The following is a 21,497-nucleotide window of genomic DNA, read 5'->3' on the forward strand; positions in this document are numbered from 1 at the left end:
TTTTTTTTCGTATTAACTTTGCAATCGAAAGATAAACATATAATTATTTAAACGAATAACTAAAATGGGAAAGACAATAGTTGTTTACGGTTCTTCAACCGGTACATGCGAGGCTATCGCAGAGAAAATCGCAGAAAAAGTTGGTGCTAAAGCAATCAATGTTACCGACCTTAATGATGCCGTTTTGGCAGAAAACGATAATCTGTTGATTGGTACTTCTACATGGGGTGCGGGCGAATTGCAGGATGACTGGTATGACGGTGTAGATCTCTTGAAGGGTGCAAGCCTTGCAGGAAAGGTTGTTGCGGTGTATGGTTGCGGCGACTCGGCAAGTTACAGCGACACTTTCTGTAGTGCAATGAAAGAACTATACGATGCAGCCAAGGCCGGTGGTGCAACACTTGTTGGCGAGGTTGAAATCGACGGATATACCTTCGACGACTCTGATGCGGTTGTAGATAACAAGTTTGTGGGTCTTGCTCTTGACGACATCAACGAGGACGACCGTACCGAAAGCCGTATCGACGCTTGGCTCGAACAAATAAAAGGTAGTTTAAAGTAAATAATTGATGAATATGAAAGCCGAAGTTATGCCTGTTGACATGAAAGTGCTCATGAATCATATTTATGAGTATAAGAAAGGGGTACGCCACATGGTGCTCTACACTTTCAACCGCCGATACGAGGAGTTTGCAATCCGTCGTCTGGAACGTCAGGGCATAAGTTACATCGTTCAGCCTGTCGGTAACGACCGACTGAACCTTTTCTTCGGCAAGAAAGAGTGTCTTGATGCCATTCGGATGATGGTTACTCGGCCACTCAACCAATTATCTCCGGAAGAAGATTTCATTCTTGGTGCGATGCTTGGGTATGACATCTGCGCCCAGTGCGAACGCTATTGTGAACGCAAGTGCCGCACATGCCTGAAGGCTCAATGAGTTGAAATGTGATGGAAAATATATAAATTGTAAATAAAAAGGTAAACTTTTTTAGAATCTTGTTCGCTAAATAAAATTCATAATGTTTTTGTATAATATGCAATGGACTGTCCGTGAGGATAGTCCATTGCGTTATCAGCACATTTTGTGGATTTCTTTTGGTATGGAACGGAGGGTGTGTTAAGTTCTCTGTTTTGATATTTTTCCGGTGGACAATAAAGAGAATTCTCCGAAAATAATATGATGTGGCATTTCCGGACGTGAAAGTCTTTGGCGCAACCATTGCTTTAGTTCTTTGTCAGATATGTGCATGTCGGTTTTTAACTCTACTTGTGCGTTGAGAACATTACCGAATTTCGGATCTTCAACGGCATACACCATTGACTGTATTACTGACGGATGCCCGTTTATTATTTGTTCAACATGTCCGGGAAAAACATTTTCTCCTCCACATACTATCATGCTATCTGCTCTTCCTTTATGAAAATAATAACCGTTGTTGTTCTTGAAAACCAAGTCGGAAGTTGGTTGCCAATGGTGTTGTTGGCCAAGCATTGCACAACTGCATTTTACCCAAAGCGTACCAATATCTTCTGAACTTATGTTACGTATTTCTGTACATACCCCTCTGATTGGTCGCCCGATGGTCGTTTCTTTGTTATTATCAAGGTCGTCGGGAGTAGCAAGCATGAGTAAACCTGCTTCTGTTGTGCCATAAAGATTGTAACAAACAGGTCCGAGGATGTTGTGGGTTTGTTCCACGAGCCGTTTGTCAAGTCTGTCTCCACCGCTGATAATACACCTCACAGATTGCATCATCGAGTGGGCATTTGGTTGCTGCCATATTCGCGATAGAATTGCCGGCACGACCGGGAGCACCTCAATTCTTTCATTAAGAATCATTTGTAATGCTTCTGTTGCATCGAAATGGCGCATAAGACAAATCTTTTTCCCCATCACAAGAGAGATTATCCATGTGGCAAGACCAAATCCATGATAGAAAGGAAGTGCTATCAATACGCTGTTGTAGTTTTGAATTTTAATGCGTTCTATCAGTGCAATGAATGGTGATAGGAATTGTATCACCCCGGTACGTCTTGCTGCTTCGCTATACTTACCACTTGAACCACCTGTGAAAATGGATATATCACCTCCACGCTTTACTTTCGGAAGTTTGACATGATGATAATCTTCGGCCGATATTTCTTTGATGGACTCGGTAGAGATGCAAGTGAATGGCAGCATATCGGATTGGATTCTATCACTGAATTCTTCATCGTAAATAAATAGTTTGAAGACTTGTTTCTCTGCAATTTCTTTAATTTTTGATTCGCAGATGTCCGTATTTATTAGTTTGATTTTGACTCCTAATCGTGATAATGCGGGCAACAGGATGGAGGAAACATGATGATTACGACAGAGCAAAGCCACCCGCATGTCTTCTTTGAGTTGGTATTGTTGCCATAGAAACTTAGATAAATTCCTTGCCTGATGATATAGTTGGCGGTATGTAAGTTTTCTTTTTTCGGAAACAATGGCAGTATTTTCAGGATAATATTTTGCCGAAAATCTAAGCACAGCCATAAGGGTTATGCCCTCATACATAAAGCAACGTATGATAGTGTAGAGTCCTAAAGGAGTAATAAGGTGGAGTCTTACAAGCGATTTAATAAGTGACAGGCTCATTTAGGCAATGCGTTTATAGATTTGTTTGATTATAGGTGAGAGCAAATAGGATAATGGTGCAGATATTCTTGCCCACCAAGGCTTGTAACAGTATCGGTTGTTCATGCTCAATTTAAGGAGTCGTTTTGCTGCTTCTTCCTTACTGTAAGCAGGCATTTTGCGATATTTTTCGTTGGTATCAGACATCGCCGTGCGCACCAATGGCATGTAGGCAACCTTTGTACGAACACCTATTTTGCTCCATTCCACGCTTGCTGTTTCGCACCACACATTCGATGCGCTTTTTGAAGCATGATAAGCCGACCAGCCCGGAGCGGCCGGATATAAAGTGCTGACAGATGAAGTATAAATGAGCTTGCCTTTTGCAGTCCTGAGTTTTTCAAACAATCCCAAACTCAATGCCACCATAGCACGATAGTTTACGCTCATTGTTCTGTCGTAATCGTTAATGCGTTCTGTTGCATTACAGATATTACGGTTGATTGATTTGCCTGCATTGTAAAACAGATAATCAATCCTTTCAAGTTCAACAGACATGTTTGTTATGAGTTGGTCAAGTGCTTTGTGGTCTCTTAAATCAAGCGCATGATAATCGGCTTGGCAACCATTCTGTTTGGCTTTTATGCAAATATTCTTCAACTTCTCTTCTGTTCTTGCTATCAGAATCATTCTGCAGTTGACAGACATGAGTCTTGTAGCCAGTGCTTCTCCTATCCCATGAGATGCTCCGACTATTACAACGGTCTTTCCATTGAAGTGCCGAATCAACTTGTTTTCAGCGATATGTACCGATGGATAAATAAAACTTGTTATTATATTCATGGCTCAATGTCCTATTTTTGCCGCGCGAAGATAATACTATTTCGGGAGATTTCCAAGAGAAAACACCATAAAGCATTATTGTAATGCTTATTTTTATTGTCTTATTTTATTTGCTTGTTGCCATACTTCCTGTCCTGTTTCAATGTGCTTTTGCTCTTCGTAAGAATACTCTGCAGCGTTTCATTTATCCCCTTTTTTATATTAAAATCATTGTCATTTTTGGATTTATATAAAATAATTTATATCTTTGCAACATAACAGATATTGACAATGAAAAAGACTTTAACGATTATATTAACGGCTGTTCTGGTTCTTGTAGTGGCTTGTTTCTTCTTTAATCCGCCAAAGGAGAAACACATAGATGCCATAACTGAGCACTATGCCAGGAAACTTGAAACCGGTGCACAGAACGTGGTGGATGCTCGTTCGTACTCAAGACTTGTGCTTAACCATGCCCTTAAATATGATGACTATGTGGTATGCAGTAGAAGCAGCATGCTTGGCGAGCCGTTATCATTCGGCATAATGGGATATGTTTTTGTCTTGGGCAACTAATATCGTGGATGTAGTTAAACACCACCGGCCTGCACTTCAAATGCAGGCCGATGGTGTTTTATTACTATAATAAGAACCCGAAAAACCAGATTGCGACGGCAGTACTACGATTTACATTACTCACTTTGCCGAGATGAGACCCTGTGCGGTCGTATATGTTTCCGTTACTCTCTATCTTTCCTTTGTATGAACCTGTGCGGTCATACACGCTTCCGTTATTATCCAATTTCCCCAAGTATGATCCTGTGCGGTCATAGAAACTGCCACGGTCGAACTTTCCTTTATATGACCCCGTTCTGTCGTATATGCTCCCTCCGCTATCAATCTTGCCCTTATACGAGCCGGTGCGGTCATACACACTACCGTTGCTCTCCACTTTGCCCTTATATGAGCCTGAGCGGTCATACATGTTTTGTCCGAATGAAATCATCGGAATGAGAATCATTGCGAAAATTACAAACATTTTTTTCATAAGCCAATTTTGTTTTTATTACTATTATTATATGATAAGCAGTCGTTGAAATCTGCTTACGTGTTTCTGTATGTTGACATACATTCGGTGCGAAGATACTGAAAAAAAACAAATTGGCATGAAGTTCCTTAAAGAAAGTTCTTGTTTTTCATATTATTAACGTTTGTTTTCAAAACAATATTGCCCATGAATATATAGAAAAATTTGGCTGTTCTAATTCTTTTTAATATATTTGCACCAAATAATTAATGTCCGTAAAGTAATATGAACCTGCTCTCAGTCATCTTCAAAGCCAAGCGGCCGAGCCGTATTACGGACATGCCGGCTATGGTGAACACTTTCCTTTGCAGGAAGGGTTTTTCCGGAATAACGTTGTTCGGGTGGATATTCACTAACCGTCAGAGTGTTGCCGACTCGCTGAACAGCAAGTACACGGTGATGAAAAACCATGAGATGATACACCTTAGACAGGCACAGAGCACCGGTAATAACTGGTTCAGGTTCTACGCTCTCTACCTAACGTTCTGGCTCAAGGGGATATGTCTTGCCCGCAAACGCAAGTTGCTCGCATATTATCTTAACCCTTTCGAGATAGAGGCATATATAAACGAGAATGACATGCACTACCTTGATAGGTTCGAGAACGGTGCAACAGGATGGCGGATGTATCGCAAGTTGACTTTTCCGGAACGTTACAGGGTGATGAGGAGGAATGGAAAAATATGATATTGACAAAATTAATGAATAACAAAATAAAATAAAACGATAATGGGAATATTCGACTATTTCACTCAAAATCTGTGGCAATTCTGGGCTGTAGTGGCTTTCATGTTGCTCATTCTTGAACTCACGAGTGGCGATTTTTTCATAATCTGCTTCGCCATTGCGGCAGGAGTAACTTCGGTATTGTCGCTTACCGGACTGCCATTCCTTTGGCAGTTGCTCATCTTCGCAATACTCGCGGTGCTCTGTCTGTTCTTTGTGCGTCCCGTCATGCTGAAATATTTTCATCGCAACGACCCCGACCGAAAGAGCAATGCCGACGCACTGATAGGTCAGGAGGGCAGAGTGAGCGAAACCATTGTAGCCGACGGACACGGCCGTGTGGCCATTGACGGCGACGACTGGAAAGCCGTTTCTGCCGATGGTGGTGAGATAGGCGAGGGCACAAAGGTGCGAGTGGTGGGGCGTGATAGCATCATCATAACGGTTGAAAAGTGCTGAACGACCGCAAAACTTGTATGAAAATAAAAACAATAAATACCAAAATTTATGAATACAACACTTATTGTAATTCTCGTGATAGTGCTGTTGGCACTGTTGCTCGTAAAGAAGAGTCTCGTGATAATTTCTCAGAGCGAGACAAAAATAGTGGAACGCCTTGGACGTTATCATGCCACTCTGCAGCCGGGTATAAACGTTATCATACCGTTCTTCGACCGCGCAAAGGATATTGTTACGCTGCGTAGCGGTAGATATACTTACAGTACGACTATCGACCTGCGTGAACAGGTATATGATTTCGACAAACAGAATGTTATTACGAAGGATAATATCCAGATGAAAATCAATGCTTTGCTGTATTTCCAAATCGTAGATCCGTTCAAGGCAGTGTATGAAATAAACAATCTTCCGAATGCTATCGAGAAACTTACACAGACAACACTGCGTAACATAATCGGTGAACTGGAACTCGACCAGACGCTGACATCGCGCGATACCATCAACACCAAACTGCGCGCAGTGCTCGATGATGCCACAAACAAGTGGGGTATCAAGGTGAACCGCGTTGAACTTCAGGACATCACACCACCGGAGAGCGTACTCAACGCTATGGAGAAGCAGATGCAGGCAGAGCGTAACAAGCGTGCGACTATACTCACCAGTGAAGGACAGAAGCAGGCTGCCATCTTGCAATCGGAGGGAGAGAAGACTTCTACAATCAACCGTGCCGAGGCCGACAAGCAGCAGGCTATCTTGCGTGCAGAGGGTGAAGCGACTGCAAGAATACGTAAAGCAGAAGCAGAAGCGATTGCCATCGGAAAGATTACAGAGGCCGTTGGACAGAGCACTAACCCTGCAAACTACCTGCTCGCGCAGAAGTATATACAGATGATGGAGCAACTGGCACACGGTCCGCAGACCAGAACCGTCTATCTGCCGTATGAAGCAACAAACCTGCTTGGCTCTATCGGAGGAATAAAAGATTTGTTCAAGGGAGAATGACAATAAGAAAAAGGAATTGAATAGGAGTTCCGGCATCACACTCACTTGGTGTTATGTGAGCCAGACTCTAAGCAAATGTGTTGCCCTAACTCATACAATGTTTAACTCCTTTAAGAAAATAACAAATCACCAAATAATGAAGAAAATATGTATTGTTGCCGGTGCAAGACCAAATTTTATAAAGGTGGCACCATTGATACGTGCGATTGACAAGACAGAAGACATCTGCTATCGTCTCGTATATACAGGCAAGAGTGACGACCCAACACTTGAAGGCTCACTCTTCGACGACTTACAGATACCGCGTCCCGATGCATTCCTCGATGCAGACTGCGAGAATCTTAACGAACTGACAGGCAAGGTGATGAGCACATTCGAGCGTTATCTTGAGAACAATCCGGCCGATGTGGTAATAGTTGTTGACGACCTTGCATCGACAATGGCTGCTGCTATCGTGACAAAGAAACAAGGACTGAAACTGGCTCATCTCGTAGCAGGCACCCGCTCGTTTGACATCAAGATGCCGAAAGAGATAAACCGCCTTGTCATAGACGGACTGTCAGACCTTCTTTTCACTGCCGGAATGAGCAACAACAGCATCACTAACCGCGAGGGAACGGAGCAAAGCCGCGTATATATGGTTGGAAACATACTGATAGACAACCTCCGTTTCAATCATAACCGTTGGCAACGACCGACTGTTTTCGATGACTTATCGCTTAGTGAGGGCGGATATATCGTGTTCACACTCAACCGCAGGGCACTCATTTCTGATGTCGAAAACTTGCGCTCCATGCTGCAATCAATGGTTGAGAAAGTCGGCAGTGTGCCAATAATAGCACCATTGCGTGGCAAGGCAAAGGATATAGTGTGCCGATTGTTGGCCGATATGGAGGGCGGAAAGCGCGTAAATGTAGTGGAACCACTTGGCTATCTTGAGTTCGGTTATCTCACAGCGCATGCCAAAGGCATAGTAACCGATTCAGGGAATGTGGCAGAAGAGGCCACGTTCAACGGCGTTCCGTGCATCACGCTGAACAGTTACACCGAGCACATAGAAACGGTGAAGGTAGGTTCTAACGTTCTCGTGGGCGAAGATGCGGCGCAGTTGTCTCAGGCTGTTGAGGCTATTGTCGCAGGCGACCGTAAGCCATGCGCCATTCCGGAACGTTGGGACGGCCGTTCGGCAGAGCGCATTGTGAGCATATTACTTAATGTATGAAACAGTAGTTGACATCTTCTTGAAAACCAATTTCGCCCAATTTGAAAAGCAAATTGGGCGAAATTGGTTTTCAAATTGGGCGAATTTACTTTGCAAATTGGGCGAAATTGCAGCACAATATGATGTTCCGGAATGTCAAATCTGCATTAAATGACAAGTTATTCTACGTGCAAATAGCAGAAAATAAGACTCGAACGGCATGTCGTAAGGCCGTGCTAAATCTGTACGCTTGTGCGCGACAGGGTCAGCATAAATTCCGGAACAGACTGTCTTACACGCTCTATAATCATATCGAGCAACGTTGTCCTTATGAAATGACGGCTTGTCATCATCACCAATTCGCGCGTAGGAATCGGGTGTGCGAACGGCTTTAAGAGCCGAGTTTGGCTTTCGGTGAGTTGCATTGCTGCAAGTTCGGGAATAAAAGTTATGCCTTTTCCGTTCTCAACTATTCGCATGAACGTCTCTATACTGCCAAGATTATAGGCTTTCTTGCTGCGCGATGCCGCTTTCAGTTGGCAGAATTTCACTAACTGGTCGCGGAAACAGTGCCCCTCATCGAGCAACCACAGGAACTCATCTTTCAGGTCGGCAACCCGTATTGCCTTTGCAGAGATCAGACTATCGTGCTCGGATACGTATGCCATGAACTGCTCATAGAACAGCGTGTGGCAAACAAAGTCCTCGAGTCCGTCGATGCGTGCCAGTATTGCCGCGTCAATATCACCGCGAATGAGTGCCATCTTTATGTCGGCAGTCTTCATCTCGGTGATGCGTATGTCCATTTCCGGGTGCTCATCAAGCAGTTTCGGGAAGAAGCGCGGCACAAGATAAGGCGCAATGGTCGGCAATACGCCGATGTTGAAAGTTCCGAGCAGCGATTTTTTCTGCTCTTCTGCCGTATCGCGCAGTTTCTTTGCTTTCACGAGTACGCCCCAAGCCTGTTCTATAACGAGTTTTCCGGCAGGTGTGGGCATTATCGGTTGTTTGTTTCGGTCGAATAGTTTCATTCCCAATTCGTCCTCCAATTTCTGCACCATCGAACTCAAAGTGGGTTGCGTCACGTTACAGTATTCGGCTGCCTTTGCAAAATGCTTGAAGCGAAAGACAGCCATTACATATTCTAATTGTTGCAGTGTCATGGTTTTATTTCTCCTTGTTTTTTCATATTATTATGATTGGCAAAGTTAGCAAATTTATTTGTTATAAGAAAGAGGTTATATATTTTTTTTGCCGATGCGTAAATATGTATATTAAAACAAACTATCTTATGTTCAGCACTTTAGGTGTGATTATAGATTTTTTCGATTGCATGATAGAATATATCTGTTGTGGGCATCGTGGTTTAAGACTACCTTTGCAGTGTGAAAATGAAACAATAACAATTCAAATAAAAGAAATTATGAAAATAAATATGCCAACCCTCCCATACGCAGCGAACGCTTTGGAGCCGGTAATCAGCGAACAGACGATAAACTTCCACTACGGAAAGCATCTTCAGAACTACGTTAACACTACCAATAGCCTTATCGAGGGCACTGAACTCGAGGGCAAGTCGATAGAGGAAATCGTAAAGACGGCACCCTTAGGTCCGGTTTACAACAATGCCGGACAGTCTTTGAACCACAGTCTTTATTTCTTGCAGTTCATGTCTCCGGTTGAGAACAACGCTCCGGAGGGCAAGATTGCCGAAGCCATCAATGCCTCATTCGGCAGTTTCGATGAGTTCAAGAAGCAATTTGCACAGGCCGCAGCAACACTATTCGGTTCAGGATGGGCATGGCTGTCGCAAGATAAGGACGGCAAACTCGTAATCACCAAAGAGCCAAACGGTGACAATCCACTGCACAGCGGACTTAATCCTCTCATGGGAATAGACGTTTGGGAACATGCCTACTATCTCGACTTTCAGAACCGTCGTGTGGATCACATTGATGCAACATGGTCGATAATCAACTGGAAAGCCGTTGAAAGTCGTTTGAAATAAGAAAAACAGATACAAAGAAAATCAAAAACAAACTAATAAAATATATAAAAAATGGAATCAATAATTAATTCAAGAGTACCAGAGTTTAAAGTAAACGCCTTTCAGAACGGTGAGTTCAAGACTGTCAGCAGTGACGATATAAAAGGCAAGTGGGCATTGTTCTTCTTCTATCCGGCAGACTTCACTTTCGTTTGTCCTACCGAGTTGGTTGACCTTGCAGAGAAATATGACGAACTGAAGGCTATGGGTGTAGAGGTGTTCTCAGTGAGTTGCGACACTCACTTCGTTCACAAGGCATGGCACGACGCGTCAGACAGCATCAAGAAAATCAAATACACCATGCTCGCCGACCCTCTCGGAACACTGGCAAAGGGCTTTGGAGTGTATATCGAAGAAGAAGGTATGGCTTACCGCGGAACATTCCTCGTAAACCCGGAGGGACAAGTTAAAGTGGCAGAGATACAGGATAACAGTATCGGACGTAACGCCGAGGAACTCGTTCGCAAGGTTCAGGCTGCACAGTTTGTGGCTTCTCACGCAGGAGAGGTTTGTCCGGCAAAATGGAAGCAGGGCGAAGATACCCTCAAACCAAGCATCGACCTCGTTGGCAAACTCTAATAGCCCGCGAAGAGAAAGAGATAAAAACGGGGCTTCGGTCTCGTTTTTATCGTTTATGGAAGATATTATGCCGTACTCATTGATTAAGTTGAAATAGAATAATAAACCCCGAAACAGAAAAAACGACATGATAGACAAAGATATATTACAACAGGTAAAATCTGTATTCGCGTCATTGAATACAAACATAAAATTCGTTGCCACGGCATCCGATAACAATAGTCGGAAGGACGAACTCATGGCTTTTCTCACAGACATGGTGTCTTGCTCTGACAAACTTGCTATGGAGAGCCGTGCCGTAGATGATGACTCGTTCGGCTTCAGCATACTGCGTGAAGGCGAACCGACCGGCATCAGTTTTCGAGGAATACCCAACGGACACGAGTTTACATCGTTATTGCTCGCCATACTCAATGCCGACGGACAGGGAAAGAACCTCCCCGACGAGGCTTTGCGCCGCCGTATATCATCTCTGAAAACTCCTTTGAATCTGCGTACATACGTGTCTCTGACCTGTACTAATTGCCCGGAGGTGGTGCAGGCTCTCAATGTGATGGCTTTGATCAATCCCGGTATCAGTCATGAGATGGTTGATGGCGGACTTTTCCAAGATGAAGTGAGCCGCCTTAACATACAAGGCGTGCCCGCAGTATTCGTAGGCGATGAGCAGATTCACATTGGACGCGGTGACCTCGGCATACTTTTACAAGAACTGGAAGACAAAGTGGGAACCGAGCATGATGCCGTTGCCGATATTGTGGAGCATCAGTTCGATGTCGTTGTCATAGGAGGCGGCCCCGCCGGAGCATCTGCCGCTATCTATTCCGCCCGAAAGGGGCTTAACGTGGCATTGGTTGCAGAGCGCGTAGGAGGACAGGTGAACGAGACCGTGGGTATAGAAAACCTTATCTCAGTACCCAAAACAACCGGTAATCAACTCTCTGCCGACTTGCTCACTCATATCGAGCAATATCCGATAAAGGTCTTCACGAACCGCCAAATCAGCAGTGTGAGTTTGAAAGATAAGATGAAACGCGTCACGGCAAAAGGCGGAGAAGCATTTGTTTCGCCCGCAGTAATCATAGCCACGGGAGCCAAATGGCGACGACTTGGCCTCAACGATGAGGATAAATACATTGGTCATGGCATACATTTCTGCCAGCACTGCGACGGTCCTTTCTATAAAGGTAAAAGCGTTGCGGTAATCGGTGGTGGCAATTCCGGTATGGAGGCGGCTATCGACTTGGCCGGTATTTGCTCGCACGTTACGGTGTTTGAGTTTGCCGACAGACTCTGTGCCGACAATGTATTGATAGAGAAAGCCAATAGTATGTCGAACATTGATATTCACACCAACGCCATGACAACGCGCATTATAGGTGACGGACAACGGCTTACGGGGCTAACAGTGAAGAATCGTATTGACGAAAAGGAGAGTGATTACAACTTCGACGGAGTGTTCGTGCAGATAGGTCTTGCTGCCAATAGCGACCTCTTCGCCGATGAATTGGAACTGTCGCCACGCCGCGAGATACCGATAGATGCCACATGTCGCACCTCTATAAGCGGAGTTTATGCCGCAGGTGATGTCTCCACCGTGCCATACAAGCAGATTGTAGTGGCTATGGGAGAAGGAGCAAAGGCTGCCTTATCTGCCTTTGAAGACCGTATGCGCGGTATTATCTGAGCATTGACAGACTGAAATGATTGAGGGGGTAAGATGTCTTATCCCCTTGATTCGTGAAATAACCATACTTCTTAATTCCCAAATTACACGAAAATTATACGTGAAATGCAGTAATAATGGGAAAAAAAACGTAACTTTGCAACCAACATTATGACAACATGATGGAAACGAGAGAGAAACAACCGCTGTTAGGAATGACACCCGACGAGATGCGAACTGCCGTCATCACACTTGGTATGCCTGCATTTACGGCTAAGCAAATAGCGAATTGGGTGTATGATAAAGGTGTTGTTAGCATCAACGAGATGACGAATATCTCGAAGAAGAACCGCGAACTGCTGGCCGGAAGTTTCACCGTAGGCAGGGCAGAGCCAATCACCGTGCAGACATCAATTGACGGAACACGCAAATATCTTTTCCCAACGGGCAAGGCAGGGGCAAACATTGAGACAGTATATATACCCGACGGAGAACGCGCAACGCTATGCGTGTCGTGCCAAGTGGGCTGTAAGATGAATTGCCTTTTCTGCCAAACCGGTAAGCAAGGATTTGAAGGACAACTGACAGCAACAGACATATTGAACCAGATTTACTCGCTGCCGGAACGCGACACGTTGACGAACATCGTGTTCATGGGGCAGGGAGAACCGATGGATAACCTTGACAACGTGCTGCGTACAACCGAAATTCTGACCGCAGAATATGGTTGGGCGTGGAGTCCTAAGCGTATAACGGTGAGTTCGGTTGGCGTGAAAAATAAACTGAAACGTTTCCTTGACGAGAGCCAGTGCCACGTGGCAATAAGCCTGCACTCGCCACTTCACAAACAGCGCGAGGAACTGATGCCGGCCGAGAAAGCAATGCCGATAGAAGACATCGTGGCTCTACTTAGGCAGTATGACTTCAGTCATCAGCGTCGTTTGTCGTTCGAATACATCGTTTTCGGCGGTGTCAACGATTCTATTGACCATGCCAAGGAGATAGTACGATTGCTGAACGGACTGGAATGTAGGATAAATCTCATCCGATTTCACCAAATACCTGATGTGCCATTGCATGGTGCTGACGACAAGAAGATGGAACAACTGCGCGACTATCTCACTGCTCACGGCATCTTCACGACGATACGTGCATCGCGCGGACAAGACATTTTTGCTGCTTGCGGATTGCTGAACACTAAGCATAAGGAAAGAAAACAGCAACAATGAAACACCTCATATATATCGTAGCCGTGGTGTTTTGCATCACAGCATGCACCGGCAGTCGATACAAGGCACCATCAATAGGTCGTCCTTTTGAGGTTTTCGTGGTATCGACAACCGATGATCCGGTTGCAATATCACTGATATGCAATGCTCTCAGCATGGATGTTGAGGCACTGCCGCAGTCAGAACCGCAGTTCGATGCGGTGAAAATGAGTCTCGCAGAATATGAGTCAGGCATCAACAAGAGAAACGCAGTGCTCATTGATATTGACCCTGTGAAAAACGCTTCGCCAACGGTGACATGGATAACCGATGATGACATGATACAGGTGTTCGTTCATGCAGACAGCCGGAAATCGCTCACTGAAAGTATAGACAGCATCAGTGGGATTGTGCGTGACAAACTGCTGAGTCACGAAATGACAATCGCGACGGAGCAACTCAAAGAAAAGCACAACCCGAAAGCCGAGCAGAAGGTGAGGGAAACGACAGGAATAGAAACCTTGATTCCGGCCGATATGCAGAAGAACAGGCAGGGAACGGATTTTATATGGCTTAGCAATGATGCGCCGGCGGGCATGCAGAACATCTGTATATACTCGTATCCGGGCATCACTTTAAACCTTGACAGGGCTTTGAAGATGCGCGACAGCGTGATGGGGGGCAACATACGGGGCGAGACAAAGGACATGCGCATGACTACTGTGGCAAAAAGCGTTACAACGAGCATCGTCAGTAGGAAAGGACATGGCATGATGGTGATGCGCGGATTGTGGGAAATGACGGGCGACGCAATGGGCGGACCGTTCGTCAGTATCAGCAAAATAGACTCGGCAAACAGTCGAATAGTGGTGAAGGAGGCCTTCGTATATGCTCCGGAAAGCAAGAAACGCAATCTCATAAAACCGTTGGAGGCGGCTATATTCACTGAAAAGAACGATGAAAAGACATGGGTAAACATGTTAAGTGGTTTATGAATATAGACGAGAAAAAGAGTTGAGAAAACATCAAATGAATAAATATAAAAAGTAAACAGATAATAATATGGAAGACAGAAAGATACGCATAGCCATAACACATGGCGACACTAACGGCATAGGTTACGAAATGATATTCAAGACTTTCGCAGAACCTGAAATGCTGGAACTATGTACTCCGATAATATATGGCTCGCCGAAAGTGGCGGCATATCACCGTAACGTGTTGGACTTACAGGCCAATTTCACCATAATAAACAATGCAGAGGAGGCTTGTGAGAGAAGACTGAACCTGCTCACGGTGTTCGAGGACGATATGAAAGTAGATATCGGGCGACCTACGGAAGAGTCGGGAGAGGCTGCCGTAAAAGCATTGGAGAAAGCCATTGACGACTGTCAGAACGGACATGTGGACGCGATAGTGGGAGCACCGGTATGCGATAGCAATTTCAAGGTTGGCAAAACGATGTACGGCGAACAAACATATTTCTTGGAAAAGAAACTCGGAGGCGACGCAAAGGCTCTGCGAATGATTGTCGGAAAGAAGATGCGTATGGCATTTGTGACTACCGAAATGCCATTGAAAGATGTGGCAGAGGCCATAACTCAAGAACTTGTGGAGGAGAAAGCGGCCGCATTGCATGAAACACTTCTCCGTGACTTCCGCATCACCAATCCTCGTATCGCAGTGCTGGCAATGAATCCCGCGTCAGCAAATGGTAACGATGAAAACATGGAAGAGACAACAATACTGAAGCCGGCGATAGAGAAACTTGAGAAAGAGGGCAGGCAAGTGTTCGGCCCTTACGTTGCAGAGGAGTTCTTCGGCGAGGCGCAATACACCGCTTTCGATGGAATATTGGCAATGTATAAAGACCAAGGCGTAATACCTTACCGCACGATAGAGCAAGAAAACGGACTGAAAATGAGTGCCGCCATGCCTGTGGTGATGACAATGCCGGACATGGGACCGGAGTTCAGAAAGGCCGGAAAGAACGAGGTTGATGAACAAACCATGCGCTATGCCATTTACTCTGCGATAGACATAGCACGCAACAGGGCAACCTATGACGAGGCAAAAAAAGACCCTTTGAAGAAACTTTACCATGAGAAACGCGACGAAAGCGAAAAGGTTCGGTTCAATATTCAAAAGAAACAGGTAAGGGAAGAGTAGGCAAGAATGAAAAAAAAATACCGGAACGCATTCTTCATCTTCGGACTGGTGCTGCTCGGACTGATGATAACCCAACTCGACTTCAAGCAGGTTTGGGAAGGTCTTAGTCATGCAGGTTATTGGTTTGTGGCAGTACTTGTGCTTTGGTTTTTCCTCTATTTCTTCAATACAACGGCGTGGTATATTATAATAAAGAGTACCGCACCGCTGCCAAACCCTTCCAACTCATCTCTCCACGAGCATCGCTCATCGCTCCGCTCGGCTTCAGCAGGAGACGTTCTCGAAGCGAAGCGAATAAATAACGCTCAACAAAAAATCCCTTATTTCTGGCTATACAAAATAATGGTCTCCGGCTTCGCGCTCAACTATGCCACCCCCGGAGGACTGATGGGAGGCGAGCCTTACAGAATAATGGAACTCTCATCATATATCGGTACCGAGCGGGCATCATCGTCAGTGATACTCCATACGATGACACACATCTTCAGCCATTTCTGGTTTTGGCTGTTGTCTGTTCTGATATATGTCATAACAGAACCGCTGACACCGGTCATGTCAGCCATTCTCGCGGCCGTTACAATATTCTGTGTGATGGGTATATGGTTTTTCATGAAAGGCTACAAGAAAGGCCTTGCCAACCGCGCTTTTGCTTTTTTAAGTCACATACCGGGGGCAAAAGGATGGGCAAAACGATTTATTGACAAACATCACGACGAACTCGACAACATCGACAAGCAGATTGCGGCACTTCATAAGCAGAATCCCCGTACTTTCCATGGTGCACTTTTATTAGAGTTGGCATGCCGTTTTTTCTCGGCTTTAGAGATTTATTTCATACTGCTTGTTATCATGCCGTCGGCAAACTACATGCAATGCGTGCTGATACTTGCTTTCACCAGCCTCTTTGCCAATATGCTTTTCTTTATGCCGTTGCAGATAGGTGGCCGCGAGGGAGGGTTCATGATGTCAACATCCGGGCTTGCACTAACGTCTTCAGCCGGCATCTTTGTTGCCTTGATAGTACGTCTGCGCGAATTGTTCTGGACTGCGCTCGGACTGTTACTTATAAATTTCGGTAAGAAAAAAGCAGATTCCCGGTAACTCATAACGTCACATCATATTTCAATTTCGCCCAATTTACAGACCAAATTCGGCGAAATTGAAAACCAAAACAGGCGATTTTGCAAAGCAATTTCGCCTATTTTGGTTTATGCTTCAGTTTTAAGTGTTTTGTGTTTTTGTCATATAAGCCATGTTTTTATATTTTTCAGGATTCAAATAATGTTCAATAAATCTGTTAATGTGCGACAAAGACATTATATTATTCCGGCACTTCCAAGTTAAATCGTGCCACAAGCGGCAGGTGATCGCTGTATCCTCCTTTGTACTTGAATCCATGATAGGTGCGCAGAGGCATTTTTCCGCCATATTTCTCATCTTCTTCGAGCAGAAATTTTAGGTCGGCGATGTGCGCTTCCATCAATCTTTCGTTCATCTTCGGCGATGCCATGATATGGTCGATGCTGCGCCATTCGCCCATGAATTTATATGTACCCTGCGCTCCGTTGCAGCCTTTGGCTTGAGCCGTGATGTTGTTAAGGCCGTGTTGATATAGCGAACGTGGTGCCGGGTCGTCGTGATAGTCGTTGAAATCGCCCGCCACAAGAATTGGTGCATCGGGCGAAATGCTGTATATCGAGTCGATTGCCGCTGCAAGCGTTGCCGCCACTTGCATACGATAAGGTCGTGTGGCGCGTTCGCCACCGTATCTGCTTGGGGCATGAACAACGAATACATGCAGCGTGTCACCGTTTATAATCAGTCCGTTGGCATAAAGAATATCGCGTGTGGGGCGCATATCTTTTAGTGGTGTTACGCGTATGCTACGGTGGCTGATGATATGGAATGATGACGGGCTGAACATCAGTGCAACGTCAATTCCACGCACGTCGGGGCTCTCGGTCATGACGTATTCGTAGCGCGAATTGCGTAGAAGCGAGCGTTTTGTGAGGTCTCTCATCACGCTGTCGTTCTCCACTTCGCATAGAGCAACGATGTCCGGCAACCGCCAACCGTCGCCACTTTCGCCACATGCAATGATTTCCTTGCCTATGTTGTTCAGTTTTTGTCGGTATCGTTTGTATGTCCAGTGGCGCGGACTGTCGTTGAGCCATTCTGTGTCTTGTTTCAGTGTGTCGTGCGAATTGTCGAAAAGGTTCTCGCAGTTCAGTTCCACAAAGGTGAAAGGGCGGGTTGTGGTGGCAGTGTTTTCTTGGCAATGCGCACTTGATATTGTGAGCAAAAGGCATAGCGAAAGCACTATAATCCTGACGCTATGGGCGTTGAGACAATCTGCCATCGGTATATCCTTTCTTGCCATTAGTGTTATTTGTTTATGACATCAATCTGTTGTCTGACACTTTCTTCGTGTATTGCCGAGTATATTTTTTTCACGAAGTCGGCATCCATGCCGCATTGTGCGCCCTGCGCGCCGAGTTTATCGAGAATCTCATTGTAGCGTCGTGCCTGCAATACGGTGATGTTATTTTCTTTTTTGTATTGCCCAATCTCCCGGCATACTTGCATTCTCTTAGCAAGAATATCCATTACGCTGTTGTCGAGTTCGTCTATCTGCTGTCGCAGTTGTGCAATTTCTTCTGTAGTGTCTGTGGTGTCGCGTATGATGAGATGTGATACTATCTTTTCGAGAACGTCGGGAGTAATCTGTTGGTCGGCATCGCTCCATGCCACGTCGGGGTTGCAGTGGCTTTCTATTATCAAGCCATCGGTGCCGAGATCCATTGCCTGCTGGCAAAGCGGAGCAATCAGTTCGCGCTTCCCACCGATATGCGATGGGTCGCATATTATGGGTAATTCGGGTATTCTGCGGCGCAGTTCGATTGGAATTTGCCACATCGGACGGTTGCGGTATATGGTCTTGTCATAACTTGAGAAGCCACGGTGTATTGCTCCGAGTCGCTTAATACCGGCACCGTTTAGTCGTTCCAATGCTCCTATCCACAGTTCGAGGTCGGGGCTTATCGGGTTTTTCACGAGCACCGTTATGTCGGTTCCTCTCAGCGAATCGGCCAAAGCCTGCATCGCAAATGGGTTGGTAGTGGTGCGTGCGCCCACCCACAGCAGGTCGATACCGTATTTCATTGACATTTCTGCGTGCTCCGGTGTTGCCACTTCGGTGGTTACAAGCATTCCGGTTTCTTCCTTGACCTTCTTCAGCCAAGCAAGTGCCGGTTCGCCATGTCCCTCGAACCCACCCGGTTTTGTGCGCGGTTTCCACACTCCTGCACGGAAAATCTTACAACCGTTCCTTGCCAGTTGTGTTGCGGTTTCCATCACCTGTTCCTCGCTCTCGGCACTGCATGGCCCCGCTATTATGAACGGTCGTTTGCCGTATTTTGGCAATTCCGGTTTCTCTAAATCAAGTTCCATAGTTTTATCCGGTTTCTTTTATAGTACTTTTTCTTCGCTATAAGTCGGTTTTCTTGAAAAAAGTCCCACCTCAATATGTTTGAAGCGGGACTTGAACGTATCCTTTGTTTCGTCTTTTTGCCGCTTGTTGCTGGCACGAATCTTACTTCGGGATTATCTGTTAACGTATTTCCTGCCGTTCTTTATGTATATGCCACGTTGCAGTTTGTCGTTCGCTCCATCCATAACCTTGCGTCCTGTGATGTCATATACAGGTGCATTGCTGTTGTCTTGTGCTTCTACCTCTGTTGTTTCGATGGCATTCGTATCAGACAATTTTGATGTGAAGCGATGTTCTGCGAATTTGATATACTCATTAAACTCGTATGAGAATCTGAGCATATACTTCTTATTGTCGGTCAGTCCGCTGAAATTGAACGGTACCTCGATGGTCTCATTTGGTGCGATGTTCACCGGAGTTTCTTTCTGATCCTGCGTAACGTACATTCCGTTCTTACGGCAAGCCAATTCTATCTTTAAATTATGTTTGTAAGCACTGTTACCAATGTTCTTTATAGAGAGTTTGCCATTTGCAGAACTTGAGTACAGATAGTTAAATCCGTTCTGATTACCGGCATTTTCAATATCCAAATTCGATTCAAACGAAGGTCGTGTCTCGCCAATCTGGTGTGTCTCGTCAGAGAGACGGTTGTTGTACTTGTCGTTACTTGCCAGAATTATTTGGTATTCACTATTGCGCTTCGGAGTGAACTTGACCTTAACTTCCTGTGAGCCATTGGCAGGGATATCGTACTTCACTTTCTGTTGTACCTTGTCCTTACTGTCCTTGCTTGCGATGTATAAATACAAAGTTCCGCTATATGGTGCGTCCGAGTTGTTCTTTATAGTATATGTAATTGTAACCTCTTTGTTGATTTCTGAAATATCACTCATCTGTACCTTGTCTATTTGAATAGCAAAAACAGGGTAGAGAGTGTTTGTCATATTGCCATTTTCTTCAAGCACAGTCTTTACATATATATAATCTGCTACGTCGCTTGGCTGCCACTCTTTTGCTGTATGACTCTTGCTTATAGGGAATATCTGGTATGTTCCGGGAGTCCGGATTAGGTCTTTAAGGTCGTACTTCACATTTTGAAAAGAGTAATATGTCCTAATGAGTACAGAAGGATGGCTCTTTAAAACTACAATCTTTCCGTTCTCGTCGTAATAGCCCAAACCATATTCAAACTCAAGATCTAACGGAGTCATGTTAGCGTATGAACATTCGATAGTGTTGTCTCTCACATAGTTGATTTTCGATGTCAGATACTCTTCGAACGCTTCTTGCACTCCGGTAGGCTTTTGCATTCCTATAATGGCATCCTGTTCTAAGGCAAAACCTTCATTTGTAGATGCCGAACCGGCACTTGATGTGTTGTCAGGATTGAGCACGGTGATGTCAAAATAATTGTCGCTTGTACCATTCCAACCCCAGTTCACATGGTAGAAACCGTCTGATTGGCGGTATCCGTCAATTACAAATGAGTGTCCCTCTTGCTTACTTGTCACTCCGCTATATACCACAGGGCGATTAGATGCAAGTTCGTTGTAGATGATATTGTTCCATACATCTAACGTGAAATCGTCCCTATTGATGATTCTTGTTTTTTTGTCGTAGCCGAAATATTTCTTCAGAGCGTATGGTTGTATGAAAGAATAGGCACCTGAACCATCTGCGGAGTAACTCATCTCGATGCTATGACCGCAGTATTGCATCAGCGTAGCCACTGCTTTGTATGGGTCTTGGTCGTAATCTTTATAAGTATTTTTCATGCTCTCCCACTTGAAAGTGGTTGGAGGAAGTTTCTCAATATTCTTATCCAATTTTCTTGTATAATAACCAGGAATTTCCTTACATTGTCCTTCCGGCCATTTGTGGTGATACATCACCTGTGCCATTGAGGTTGCAGCACACCCTGTGTAAGAATTGCGGTATCCGTCTTTTGGGCACAATGTGTTGTAAGGTCTATCCTGATCCCAATTTGTTTGCAAAAGTGGTGCGATATCTTGCTTGGCCTGCCGTCTTGCCAATGATATATTGGCAGGCTTGTAATCTTCCGGTTGGCTTGCCACATACTTCACCAATCTTGCATACATGTCAAGTATTGTCTTCATGTTCTCAGGCATATTCTCTGTGTCGAGGTTTGTTCCCTCGCCATATCCGAACACCTCCGGCAGACGGTCTTCACCGCTTATGATAACGAAACCCTTATTGTTGTCTGCGTTGAAGACATAATAGTCTTGCAGCATTTCGTTGTTTGCGGTAGCACCTTTCTGTACTTTTCCCGCCAATTTCATGGCTTTGACGGTTCTTACTCCGTCTTTATTCATAAAATTCAAAGCCTTTTGCTGTGCTTGTTTAGGCGTTACAGGACCGGCCATTGCCACAATGCAAACAGACAAAATGGCAAATAGCGTGTTAATTCTTTTATTCAT

General features: G+C 45.0%; 21 protein-coding genes. 14 read left to right on the plus strand and 7 right to left on the minus strand.

What is annotated here, in order from left to right:
* Window positions 1–64 precede the first annotated feature (64 nt).
* Together fldA and EHV08_RS01195 are read left to right on the plus strand one after the other, a co-directional pair.
* Entirely contained in the window at window positions 65–562 is a 498-nt protein-coding gene (fldA, locus tag EHV08_RS01190) for a flavodoxin FldA (RefSeq protein WP_126677615.1), read from the plus strand.
* Between the two features lie 13 nt (window positions 563–575).
* Window positions 576–938, plus strand: coding sequence for a DUF2023 family protein (locus tag EHV08_RS01195; protein WP_203227034.1), 363 nt, complete (start codon window positions 576–578; stop codon window positions 936–938).
* A gap of 180 nt (window positions 939–1,118) precedes the next feature.
* Here EHV08_RS01195 and EHV08_RS01200 read toward each other — a convergent pair whose 3' ends face one another.
* Together EHV08_RS01200 and EHV08_RS01205 are read right to left on the minus strand one after the other, a co-directional pair.
* A complete protein-coding gene (locus tag EHV08_RS01200; protein ID WP_126677617.1) occupies window positions 1,119–2,624 on the minus strand; it encodes a class I adenylate-forming enzyme family protein in 1,506 nt (501 codons plus the stop codon).
* Window positions 2,625–3,446, minus strand: coding sequence for an SDR family NAD(P)-dependent oxidoreductase (locus tag EHV08_RS01205; RefSeq protein ID WP_126677618.1), 822 nt, complete (start codon window positions 3,444–3,446; stop codon window positions 2,625–2,627).
* A gap of 270 nt (window positions 3,447–3,716) precedes the next feature.
* Between EHV08_RS01205 and EHV08_RS01210 the strand changes: the two genes are divergently transcribed.
* Window positions 3,717–4,001: a hypothetical protein gene (locus EHV08_RS01210; RefSeq protein ID WP_126677619.1), complete on the plus strand. Its 285-nt coding sequence runs from the start codon at window positions 3,717–3,719 to the stop codon at window positions 3,999–4,001.
* A gap of 64 nt (window positions 4,002–4,065) precedes the next feature.
* Here EHV08_RS01210 and EHV08_RS01215 read toward each other — a convergent pair whose 3' ends face one another.
* Window positions 4,066–4,473, minus strand: coding sequence for a 5-fold beta-flower protein (locus EHV08_RS01215; protein ID WP_126677620.1), 408 nt, complete (start codon window positions 4,471–4,473; stop codon window positions 4,066–4,068).
* Window positions 4,474–4,737: 264 nt separating this feature from the next.
* On the opposite strand from EHV08_RS01215, the gene EHV08_RS01220 reads away from it, so the two are divergent.
* The 4 genes from EHV08_RS01220 to wecB all read left to right on the plus strand — a co-directional run bounded on the left by EHV08_RS01220 (window position 4,738) and on the right by wecB (window position 7,921).
* Complete coding sequence (locus EHV08_RS01220) at window positions 4,738–5,199, plus strand: hypothetical protein (protein ID WP_203227035.1); 462 nt, start codon at window positions 4,738–4,740, stop codon at window positions 5,197–5,199.
* A gap of 42 nt (window positions 5,200–5,241) precedes the next feature.
* Entirely contained in the window at window positions 5,242–5,697 is a 456-nt protein-coding gene (locus EHV08_RS01225) for an NfeD family protein (protein WP_126677621.1), read from the plus strand.
* Window positions 5,698–5,745: 48 nt separating this feature from the next.
* Entirely contained in the window at window positions 5,746–6,699 is a 954-nt protein-coding gene (locus EHV08_RS01230) for an SPFH domain-containing protein (RefSeq protein ID WP_126677622.1), read from the plus strand.
* A gap of 136 nt (window positions 6,700–6,835) precedes the next feature.
* Window positions 6,836–7,921 carry a non-hydrolyzing UDP-N-acetylglucosamine 2-epimerase gene (gene wecB / locus EHV08_RS01235; RefSeq protein ID WP_126677623.1) on the plus strand — a complete coding sequence of 362 codons (1,086 nt, stop codon included), beginning with the start codon at window positions 6,836–6,838 and terminating at the stop codon, window positions 7,919–7,921.
* 215 nt (window positions 7,922–8,136) lie between these two features.
* On the opposite strand, the gene EHV08_RS01240 is transcribed toward wecB, so the two are convergent.
* Window positions 8,137–9,063, minus strand: a complete 927-nt coding sequence (locus tag EHV08_RS01240; protein WP_126677624.1) for a hydrogen peroxide-inducible genes activator — start codon at window positions 9,061–9,063, stop codon at window positions 8,137–8,139.
* A 260-nt stretch (window positions 9,064–9,323) separates the two neighbouring features.
* On the opposite strand from EHV08_RS01240, the gene EHV08_RS01245 reads away from it, so the two are divergent.
* The 7 genes from EHV08_RS01245 (at window position 9,324) to EHV08_RS01275 (ending at window position 16,670) form a co-directional block, all read left to right on the plus strand.
* Window positions 9,324–9,908: a superoxide dismutase gene (locus EHV08_RS01245; protein WP_203227036.1), complete on the plus strand. Its 585-nt coding sequence runs from the start codon at window positions 9,324–9,326 to the stop codon at window positions 9,906–9,908.
* A 51-nt stretch (window positions 9,909–9,959) separates the two neighbouring features.
* Window positions 9,960–10,526, plus strand: a complete 567-nt coding sequence (gene ahpC, locus EHV08_RS01250; protein WP_126677625.1) for an alkyl hydroperoxide reductase subunit C — start codon at window positions 9,960–9,962, stop codon at window positions 10,524–10,526.
* 127 nt (window positions 10,527–10,653) lie between these two features.
* A complete protein-coding gene (gene ahpF, locus EHV08_RS01255; protein ID WP_126677626.1) occupies window positions 10,654–12,213 on the plus strand; it encodes an alkyl hydroperoxide reductase subunit F in 1,560 nt (519 codons plus the stop codon).
* 161 nt (window positions 12,214–12,374) lie between these two features.
* Entirely contained in the window at window positions 12,375–13,421 is a 1,047-nt protein-coding gene (gene rlmN / locus EHV08_RS01260; RefSeq protein WP_126679381.1) for a 23S rRNA (adenine(2503)-C(2))-methyltransferase RlmN, read from the plus strand.
* On the plus strand, window positions 13,418–14,395 hold the full coding sequence (locus tag EHV08_RS01265) for a DUF4837 family protein (protein WP_126677627.1): 978 nt from the start codon (window positions 13,418–13,420) through the stop codon (window positions 14,393–14,395). Before rlmN ends, EHV08_RS01265 begins: the two co-directional genes overlap by 4 nt.
* A 67-nt stretch (window positions 14,396–14,462) precedes the next feature.
* Window positions 14,463–15,569, plus strand: coding sequence for a PdxA family dehydrogenase (locus EHV08_RS01270; RefSeq protein ID WP_126677628.1), 1,107 nt, complete (start codon window positions 14,463–14,465; stop codon window positions 15,567–15,569).
* Window positions 15,570–15,575: 6 nt separating this feature from the next.
* On the plus strand, window positions 15,576–16,670 hold the full coding sequence (locus EHV08_RS01275) for a lysylphosphatidylglycerol synthase transmembrane domain-containing protein (RefSeq protein WP_126677629.1): 1,095 nt from the start codon (window positions 15,576–15,578) through the stop codon (window positions 16,668–16,670).
* Window positions 16,671–16,890: 220 nt separating this feature from the next.
* Here the strand turns inward: EHV08_RS01275 and EHV08_RS01280 are convergent, their stop codons facing one another.
* From EHV08_RS01280 to EHV08_RS01290, 3 genes are all read right to left on the minus strand, one after another.
* A complete protein-coding gene (locus EHV08_RS01280; RefSeq protein WP_238987983.1) occupies window positions 16,891–17,949 on the minus strand; it encodes an endonuclease/exonuclease/phosphatase family protein in 1,059 nt (352 codons plus the stop codon).
* A 5-nt stretch (window positions 17,950–17,954) separates the two neighbouring features.
* A complete protein-coding gene (locus EHV08_RS01285) occupies window positions 17,955–19,019 on the minus strand; it encodes a bifunctional 3-deoxy-7-phosphoheptulonate synthase/chorismate mutase type II (RefSeq protein WP_126677630.1) in 1,065 nt (354 codons plus the stop codon).
* Between the two features lie 153 nt (window positions 19,020–19,172).
* Window positions 19,173–21,497 carry a C10 family peptidase gene (locus EHV08_RS01290; protein WP_126677631.1) on the minus strand — a complete coding sequence of 775 codons (2,325 nt, stop codon included), beginning with the start codon at window positions 21,495–21,497 and terminating at the stop codon, window positions 19,173–19,175.

This window comes from Prevotella koreensis, assembly GCF_003977605.1.
Classification (GTDB): domain Bacteria; phylum Bacteroidota; class Bacteroidia; order Bacteroidales; family Bacteroidaceae; genus Prevotella; species Prevotella koreensis.